The organism is Mycobacterium sp. E3247, assembly GCF_001667785.1.
Classification (GTDB): domain Bacteria; phylum Actinomycetota; class Actinomycetes; order Mycobacteriales; family Mycobacteriaceae; genus Mycobacterium.
Genome location: NZ_LZJG01000545.1, coordinates 1 through 572, shown reverse-complemented (window position 1 = coordinate 572; position 572 = coordinate 1). Strand labels below are relative to the sequence as shown.

Sequence of the window (572 nt, the reverse complement as noted above, 5' to 3'; positions counted from 1 at the left end):
GGTGCTCGGCGGGATCCGGTCGGGCAAATCCCGGTGGGCGGAGGACGCCATCGCCGGGGCGCTGCCGGCCGGACAGCCGGTGTGTTACCTGGCCCCCGGCCCGACCGGGACGGGTGACGCGGCCTGGGCGGACCGGGTCGCCGAGCACCGCGAGCGCCGGCCGGGGCATTGGTCGACGATCGAAACCGACGACATCGCACGCCAATTGCGCGGGTCCCCGGACGTCCCGACGCTCGTCGATGACCTCGGCGCCTGGTTGACCGGCACGCTGGACCGCCACAACGGATGGGACGGCGGGCCGGTGCCGGCCGCGGTCCGCGACACGATCGAATCCACGCTCGCCGCCGTCGGCGACTTTCATTCCACGTTGGTGCTGGTCAGCCCGGAGGTCGGCCTGGCCGTCGTCCCGGCCACCACCAGGACCACCCGGTCGCAGAGCTCGGCGAGCCGCTGGTTGAGGGCGCCCAGTTCGTCGGCGAACCGGCGCCCGGACGCGGTGGCCGGGACGACGGCCAGGCCGACCTCCGGGCTGACCAGCACCAACGTGGAATGAAAGTCGCCGACGGCGGCGA

Annotated in this window: 1 protein-coding gene and 1 pseudogene; one reads left to right on the top strand and one right to left on the bottom strand. The window is 74.0% G+C overall.

Annotated elements, in window-relative coordinates:
- Position 1: 1 nt before the first annotated feature.
- A pseudogene (locus A9X04_RS27660) lies at positions 2-430 on the top strand (bifunctional adenosylcobinamide kinase/adenosylcobinamide-phosphate guanylyltransferase); the annotation flags it as partial.
- On the opposite strand, the gene A9X04_RS30105 reads toward A9X04_RS27660, so the two are convergent.
- Positions 358-572 (bottom strand): bifunctional adenosylcobinamide kinase/adenosylcobinamide-phosphate guanylyltransferase (locus A9X04_RS30105; protein WP_197509457.1); only part of this gene is annotated, 215 nt, incomplete at its 5' end. The pseudogene A9X04_RS27660 and the gene A9X04_RS30105 overlap by 73 nt on opposite strands.